Below are 7,629 nucleotides of genomic sequence, written 5' to 3' on the forward strand. Positions count from 1 at the left end.
ACCGACCGAGGGAGTGCGCAGTGAACAAGGGGTACGCGGTCTTCTGCGACGCCGACCGTCACTTCTACGACGCGCCGCACCGCCTCGTCTTCGGCGAGGCCGGGAGTGGCGGCTCCCTCTACCGGGCCGCCGCCCTTCCCGTACCCGAGGGCTGGACCTCGCACCGGACGGGCGACTGGCTCGCTCTGCGTCCGCTGGACCGCCCGCTCCCTCCGCAGGGCTGGAAGATCCACGTCTCGGCCGGTCTCGACAACGCGGAGGCGGTGCTCGCCACGGTCCGGGAGTACTGTCTGCGGCACGAGGTCGCCTTCAAGTTCGTCCCCAGCCGCTACCTGCTGCACCAGCGCAACGCCAAGTACGCGGACCGCTCGGCGAGCGGCAAGTTCATCACCGTCTACCCGGCCGACGACCGGGAGTGCGAGCGCGTGGCCACCGACCTGGCCGGGCTCCTGGACGGCGAGGCCGGTCCGTACATCCTGAGCGACCTGCGGTGGGGCCGGGGGCCCGTACACCTGCGGTACGGAAGCTTCACCCGCCGCCACTGCTACGACGAGAACGGTGAGCTGCGGCCGGCCCTGGAGGACGCGTCCGGGACGCTCGTACCCGATCTGCGCGGTCCTGTCTTCCACGTGCCCGACTGGGTGACGCCGCCCGCCTTCCTGCTCCCGCACCTCGCGGCACGGGCCGCGGTGACCGTGCGGGACCTGCCGTACGACATCGAGAAGGCGCTGCACTTCTCCAACGGCGGCGGAGTGTACGAGGCCCTGCACCGGCCGACCGGTCGGCGGGTCGTCCTGAAGGAGGCGCGCCCGTACGCCGGGCTCGCCGCGGACGGGGCGGACGCCGTGACCCGGCTGCGCCGCGAGCGCGAGGCGCTGGAGAAGCTGTCGGGGCTCGCCTGCACGCCGGAGGTCCTCGACAGCTTCACGGTCGGCGACCACCACTTCCTGGCGCTGGAGTTCGTGGAGGGCAAGCCGCTCAACACCTTCTTCGCCCGGCGGCACCCGCTCATGGAGGCCGACCCGCCGGCGGAGAAGCTCGCGGAGTACACGGAGTGGGCCCTGAGGATCCACGGGCTCGTCGAGCGGGCCGTGGCCGAGGTCCACGCACGCGGGATCGTCTTCAACGACCTGCACCTGTTCAACATCATGGTGTCTGAGGACGAGTCCTCGGTGGTGCTGTTGGACTTCGAAGCCGCCAAGCCCGCTGCCGAGGGCGGCCGCCAGACCGTCGCCAACCCGGCGTTCGTGGCACCGGCCGACCGGCGGGGCTTCGACGTGGACCGGTACGCCCTCGCGTGCCTCCGGATCGCCCTGTTCATCCCCCTCACGAGTCTGCTGGCCGTGGACCGGGCCAAGGCCGCGCACCTGGCGGAGGCCGCCGCGGCGCGGTTCCCGGTGCCCCCCGGGTTCCTGGACGAGGCGGTGCGGGAGATCATGCGTGAGCCCGCCGGGAACCGGCCCGGCGAGGGCGACCGGGTGCCCGCTCGGCACCCGGACGGCTCCCGGTTCCTGCCCGTGGAGCCCGGGGACTGGCCCGCCGCCCGTGACTCCCTGGTGCGCGCCGTCCTCGCGTCGGCGACGCCGGACAGGGAGGACCGGTTCTTCCCCGGCGACATCGCCCAGTTCGCCACCGCCGGCGGGGGCATGTCCGTCGCGTACGGCACCGCGGGAGTGCTCCACGCCCTGCGGGAGAGCGGGGCCCCTCGGTGTCCGGAGGCCGAGGACAGACTGCTGCGGTACGCCAAGGAACCCGGCTCCGGCACGCCGCTCGGCTTCTACGACGGGCTCACCGGCGTCGCGTGGACCCTCGACCGGCTCGGGCACACCGCCGCCGCGCTCGAACTGGCCGCACTCGTCCTGGAGGAGGACCACGACGCCCTCGCCCCCGACCTGCACGGAGGGACCGCCGGCATCGGCCTCGCCCTGGACGCCCTGGCCGCCACCACGGGCGAGAGCCTCCTGCACGCGGCGGCCCTGCGATGCGCCGAGCTGACGGCCCGCCCGCTCCGGAGGTCCGCCCGGACGACGGGGGCGGCGGCGCCGGGCAAGGTGCGCACGGGGCTGCTGCACGGCGGTGCCGGACGGGCCCTGCTGTTCGTACGGCTCTACGAGCGCACGCGGGACTCCGCGCTCCTCGACCTCGCCGCCGAGGCGCTCCACGACGACCTCTCCCGCTGCGTCCGCGGGGCCTCCGGGACCCTGCAGGTCGACGAGGGCTGGCGCACGATGCCCTACCTCGGCGCGGGCAGTGTCGGCATCGGCATGGTGATCGACGACTATCTGCTCCACCGGCAGGACGACGTCCTGGACCGGGCCCGCCGCGACATCGTACGGGCGGCGCAGGCCACCTTCTACGCCCAGCCGGGCCTCTTCCGCGGCGTCGCCGGGATGGTGCTCCACCTCTCCCGTACGAACGCCGGCGGACCGGGCACGACGCCCGGGGACGTACGCCGCCAGGTCGGCTGCCTCACCTGGCACGCCATGTCCTACCGGGGCCATCTCGCCTTCCCCGGTGAACAGATGATGCGCCTCTCCATGGACCTCTCCACCGGCACCGCCGGCGTCCTGCTGGCCCTCGCGGCGGCGCTGGACGACCGCCCGGCGCAGCTGCCGTTCCTCCCGCCGCTTCCGCGGCCCCACGAACCGGCCCCATAAGGGGTCGTCCCGCAACACCGTCCGACAACGAAAGGAACGATCATGAACCTGTTCGACCTTCAGTCGCTGGAGACCCCCAAGGACGAGGCCATCGGTGACGTCGAGACCGGGAGCCGCGCGAGCCTCCTGCTCTGCGGCGACAGCAGCCTCAGCGTGACGACCTGTAACTGACCCGATCCGGCTTCCCGCACGGCGCCCTGAACGCCGGCGCGGAGTCACGGTGCCCCTGGAGCGCTGCTCCCGGGGCACCGGCCGTCGGGGCCTCGCGGGGGCGTTCCGGGACGAGAAGAGAGGGGATCGGATGGCCTCGCCGACCGGCTCCGACCGGCTGCTCATCGGCGCCGCACGGCACACCGCGGGCAGCACCGCGGCGCTGTTGCTCTGCTCCGTCGTCGGCGCCGCCTGCTCGCTCGCCGTCCCCGCGCTCGCCGGCAGGACCCTGGACCTGCTGCTGCGCCACGGGCCCGGCGCGGAGACGTGGCTGGTGTGGACCGCCGCGGTGCTCGCCGCGGAGATCCTCGCGGAGACCGGCACCGTGCTCCTGACCCAGCTCGCCAACGCCCGTGCCACCGCCTGGATCCGGCTGCGCGCCCTGGCCGGCCTCCTCGGCACCGCCCCGCACCGGGCGGCGCCCCACTCCGGCGGTGACGTGGCCGCGCGGCTGTGCGTCAACGCCACCGACAGCGGGACCGCCCCGGCGGCCCTCGCGTCCTCGGTCTCCTCCGTGCTCGTGCCGATCGGCGCGCTCGTGGCCCTGGCGCTCATCCACCCCTGGACCGCGGTGGTCTTCGCCGCCGGTCTCCCGCTGCTCCTGCTGCTCCTGCGCGCGTTCGCCGCCCAGTCCTCCGACTCGGTCGGCCGGTACCAGCGGGCGCAGGGCGCCATGGCCGCCCGGCTGGCCGAAGCGCTCGGCGGCGCCCGTACCATCGCCGCCGCCGACACGGCACGCCGCGAGGAGGACCGCATCCTCGCCCCGCTGCCGGAACTGAGCCTGCACGGCACGCGCATGTGGCTCGTCCACGGCCGTGCCGTGGCCCGGAGCGGCGTCCTGCTCCCGCTGCTCACCACGGCCGTCGTCGCGGTGGCGGGAGCGGGCCTCGCCGCGGGTGACGTCAGCGTGGGCGAGCTGATGGCCGCGTCCCGGTACGCGGCGCTCGCCGCCGGGATCGGGGGCGTCGCGGCGCCCCTCGGCACCCTGGTCCGGGCCCGCAGCGCGGGCCACCGCACCGCCGAACTCGCCCACCTGGAGCCGATGACCCACGGCTCCGCCGTCCTGCCGCCCGACGGGCCCGGCGATCTGGAGCTGCGGCAAGTGCGGGTGGTGCGTGGAGGTGTTCCCCTGATCACGGACGTGACGCTCACCGTCGACGGCGGCTCGACCGTGGCCGTCGTGGGCCGCTCGGGTGCGGGCAAGTCCACGCTCGCGGCCGTCGCGGGCAGACTGACCGACCCCGATGCCGGACACGTTCTTCTGGACGGTGTCGACCTGGCCGACCTGGCCGACCCGGAGCTGCGCGGGGCGACCGCGTACGCCTTCGCACGTCCCGTCTTCGACGGTGGCGCCACCGTCACGATCGGCGCGGCGCTGGCCGCAGGGACCGGCCCCGCGCGCGGCCCCGCCACCGCGGAGAGGGTCAGGGAGGCCGCGAAGGCCGTCTGCGCCGACGCCTTCCTCCGGCTGCTGCCCCGCGGCTACGAGACCCCGGTGGACGAGGCTCCGCTGTCCGGCGGGGAGGCCCAGCGCCTGGGCCTGGCGCGGGCCTTCGTCAGCCACGGGCGTCTGATGATCCTCGACGACGCGACGTCCAGCCTCGACACGGCCACCGAACGGCAGGTGGAACGCGCCCTCGCCGCGTCACCACGACCGTGCACCAAGCTGATCGTCGCCCACCGGGTGTCCACCGCCGCCCGAGCGGACCGGGTGGTCTGGATGGAGGCGGGCCGCGTGCGCGGGACAGGACCGCACCGTCTGCTGTGGGAGGACCCGGAGTACCGCGCGGTGTTCACGGCGGAGGCTTCGGCGCCGGCCGCCGGGGCGGACGCCGTGACGGCCGAGGCGAAGACGCCGGCGCCGCCGGCCGGAACGGAGGTGCGCACGTGACAGCGGCGACGCGCACGGCGGGGGCGAAGGAACCGGCGGAGCCGGCCCTCGAGGAGGCGGCCACGGCCCGGCGCGCCACGGCACCGATCCGGTCCCTCCTGCTCCGCCGCAAGGGTGTCCTGGCGAGACTGGCGGCGTGGTCGGCCGCCGAGTCCGCCCAGACGTTCCTCGGCGGTTACTGCGTGGCCCGATCCCTCGACGACGGCTTCCTGCGGGGCTCCCCCGCCACAGGACTGCTCTGGCTTGCGGGGGCCGCCGTGGCCATCCTGCTCGGCGCTCCCGTCGTCCGGGGAATCTTCGCCCAACTCCCGCACCTCACGGAGTCGTTGCGGGACGACCTCGTGCGAGGGTCGGTCGTACGGGCGCTGCGCTCGGCCACCGCCGCGGGCCGCGCCGTGGACACCACCGCGGTGTCCCGGCTGACGAGCCAGACCGAGATCGCCCGCGACAGCTTCGCGGGACTGGTGCTCGCGGCCCGCTCCTTCGTCTTCGTCGCCGTGGGCGCCCTCGCCGGCCTGGTGTCACTGGCGCCGCAGTTCCTCCTCGTCGTGATCCCTCCCCTGGTGCTGGGCCTCGCCCTGTTCACGGCCTCGCTCCGGCCCATGGCACGGGCCCAGCACCGCTACCTCGACGCCGACGAGGCGGTCGGCCGGCGCGCCGGGATCACCCGTACCGCCCTGCGCGACATCGTGGCCTGCGGTGCCCAGGAGGCGACCGCCGCGGCGAACCGCCGTGCCGTCGAGGAGGCCGCGGCCGCCCAGCGCGTCCTGGCCCGCTGGGCGGCCGTCCGCACGCTCTCCGTGGCGACGGCCGGGCAGCTGCCGGTGTTCCTGCTGCTCGCCGCGACCCCGTGGCTCCTGCGCCAGGGCGTCACGGCGGGCGCCCTGGTGGGCGCGCTCACCTACGTCCTCCAGTCGCTGCTCCCCGCCCTGCACACCCTGATGACCGTGCTGGGCGCGGCGGGCGCGCGACTGTTCGTCATCCTGGACCGGCTCACCCGGCCGCTGCCCCCCGCCCCCGCCGTCCCCGCGAACGGTCCCCGCCGCGCGGGCCGGACGACCGCGGCTGTGGAACTGCACGGCGTACGGGCCGCGTACGGGCCCGGGGCCCGGCCCGTACTGGACGATCTGGAACTGACCGTCGAGCGGGGTGAACACCTCGCGGTCGTCGGTCCCAGCGGCATCGGCAAGTCCACCCTTCTGCACGCGATGGCGGGCCTGCTGACACCCGAGCGGGGGGAGGTGCGTCTCTTCGGCCGCCCGGTCGGTGCCTGCCCGCCGCCGGAACTCGCGGCCCTGCGCGTGCTGCTCCCCCAGGAGGCGTACGTCTTCACGGGCACTCTGCGGGAGAACCTGTGCTACCTGCGGCCCGGCGCCGGTGGGCCGGAGGTCGACGGGGCCGTGGACGCGCTGGCCCTGCGGCCCCTCGTCGACCGGGTGGGCGGTCTCGACCGTACGCTGACGCCCGACACCCTGTCCCTCGGCGAACGCCAGCTCATCGCCCTGGGACGGGCCCACCTGGCCTCCGCCCCGCTGTTGTTGCTCGACGAGGCGACCTGCCACATGGATCCCGTCGCGGAGGCCACGGCCGAACAGGCCCTGCGGGCCCGGCCCGGCACCCTGGTCGTCGTGGCCCACCGGCTGTCGTCCGCGCTGCGGGCCGACCGCGTCCTCGTCCTCGACGGCTCCCGTGCCCAGTACGGCACGCACGCGGAGCTGCTGGAGCGGTCCGCTCTCTACCGCGACCTCACGGGGCACTGGGGCGACGCCGAGGGGTGAGCCCCCGGCCGCGGGTCAGGTCCACCCCGCGCCCTGCGCGATCCGGATGGCGTCCACACGGTTGCGGGCGCCGACCTTGCGTATGACGCTCGCCATGTAGTTGCGGACGGTGCCCTGGGACAGGAACAGCGTCGTGGCGATCTCGGAGATCGGCGCTCCGTTGGCGGCCAGCGACAGGACACTCAGCTCGCGCCGGGTCAGGGGCATCTCCGCGGCCTGCAGGAACCCGAGCGCCAGCGTCTCGTCGATGAAACGCTCCCCTCTGGCCAGGCGGTGTACGGCTTCCACCAGTCGGCTCTTGGGGCTGTCCTTGTCGACGAAGCCGGCCGCTCCTGCCGCGTGAGCCCGTCTCAGCACCCCCGGTCGCTGCCCCGGGACGAGTGCCAGGAGCGCCGAGCGGCCCGCCGCGTCGGCTCCGGACGAGCGTGAGCAGGCGGTCGCGGGGACGACGGAGGGCGGCAGACACTCTGCGTCGGCGACGTACACGTCCGTGTCCGGCCACTCGGCGGCCGGGCCGTGCGACCACCGGGGCAGTGAGGCGACCACGTCGATCCCGCTCGACCGCAGCAGTTCCTCGAGCGCGAGGCGCAAGAGCTGTGCCTCGTAGACCACCGTCACTCGTATCATTCCCAGCCCTTCGGTCCTGCGTCGTGCCAGGGGTGCGCGACGCGAGCAGCCACCCCACCCCTCTGCCCATGACCCTCCGGTAGGAACGGGTCACCGGGCGCACGGGGGGGCGCACGCCGCACACCCTCGGCCGGATCCGATCCGTGCCCGCCACGGAAACGCAGGCCGGCGGTGTGCGGTGCCGACCGGCCCGTGCGGGGATTGACCAGATCCCACCCCGGCACGGCTCACCCTTCACGGGTTCTGCGCGATCCAGCGTGTGGTCGGGGCCTGAACCCGCCGGTCGCCGGCGGCGATCCGGCGATGTGGTCGGTCAGGTTTCGTAAACCGGGGGCGGAGCCGCGGAGGTGTTCGAGTCGGCCGGCCTCGGTCGGCCCGCCGGACGTGCCGGGACCGGCACGGCGGCGGCGTCCTTCTGCACCGCCCTCGCCTGCCCGCTCGAGTGGCAGGCCCTGGTTCTTGGCTG

General features: G+C 74.8%; 5 protein-coding genes and 1 pseudogene. 4 read left to right on the forward strand and 2 right to left on the reverse strand.

Annotated features, from left to right (window positions below):
- The first annotated feature begins 20 nt into the window (after positions 1–20).
- The 4 genes from lanKC (at position 21) to RIF68_RS19960 (ending at position 6,536) form a co-directional block, all read left to right on the forward strand.
- Positions 21–2,657 carry a class III lanthionine synthetase LanKC gene (gene lanKC / locus RIF68_RS19945; protein WP_309052646.1) on the forward strand — a complete coding sequence of 879 codons (2,637 nt, stop codon included), beginning with the start codon at positions 21–23 and terminating at the stop codon, positions 2,655–2,657.
- 42 nt (positions 2,658–2,699) lie between these two features.
- Positions 2,700–2,828, forward strand: a complete 129-nt coding sequence (locus RIF68_RS19950) for a SapB/AmfS family lanthipeptide (RefSeq protein ID WP_015037662.1) — start codon at positions 2,700–2,702, stop codon at positions 2,826–2,828.
- Positions 2,829–2,958: 130 nt separating this feature from the next.
- Positions 2,959–4,758, forward strand: coding sequence for an ABC transporter ATP-binding protein (locus tag RIF68_RS19955; RefSeq protein WP_309052647.1), 1,800 nt, complete (start codon positions 2,959–2,961; stop codon positions 4,756–4,758).
- On the forward strand, positions 4,755–6,536 hold the full coding sequence (locus RIF68_RS19960; RefSeq protein ID WP_309052648.1) for an ABC transporter ATP-binding protein: 1,782 nt from the start codon (positions 4,755–4,757) through the stop codon (positions 6,534–6,536). Before RIF68_RS19955 ends, RIF68_RS19960 begins: the two co-directional genes overlap by 4 nt.
- Positions 6,537–6,551: 15 nt before the next feature.
- On the opposite strand, the gene RIF68_RS19965 is transcribed toward RIF68_RS19960, so the two are convergent.
- Positions 6,552–7,163: a response regulator transcription factor gene (locus RIF68_RS19965; RefSeq protein ID WP_309052649.1), complete on the reverse strand. Its 612-nt coding sequence runs from the start codon at positions 7,161–7,163 to the stop codon at positions 6,552–6,554.
- Positions 7,164–7,390: 227 nt separating this feature from the next.
- A pseudogene (locus RIF68_RS19970) lies at positions 7,391–7,629 on the reverse strand (hypothetical protein); the annotation flags it as partial.

Source organism: Streptomyces sp. (genome assembly GCF_031178505.1).
Taxonomy (GTDB): Bacteria; Actinomycetota; Actinomycetes; order Streptomycetales; family Streptomycetaceae; genus Streptomyces; species Streptomyces gulbargensis.

Bases quoted from the DNA above. Each gene is read 5' to 3' on its own strand.
- RIF68_RS19965 (WP_309052649.1), bottom strand. From the start codon at position 7,163: ATGATACGAGTGACGGTGGTCTACGAGGCACAGCTCTTGCGCCTCGCG.
- RIF68_RS19955 (WP_309052647.1), top strand. From the start codon at position 2,959: ATGGCCTCGCCGACCGGCTCCGACCGGCTGCTCATCGGCGCCGCACGG.
- RIF68_RS19950 (WP_015037662.1), top strand. From the start codon at position 2,700: ATGAACCTGTTCGACCTTCAGTCGCTGGAGACCCCCAAGGACGAGGCC.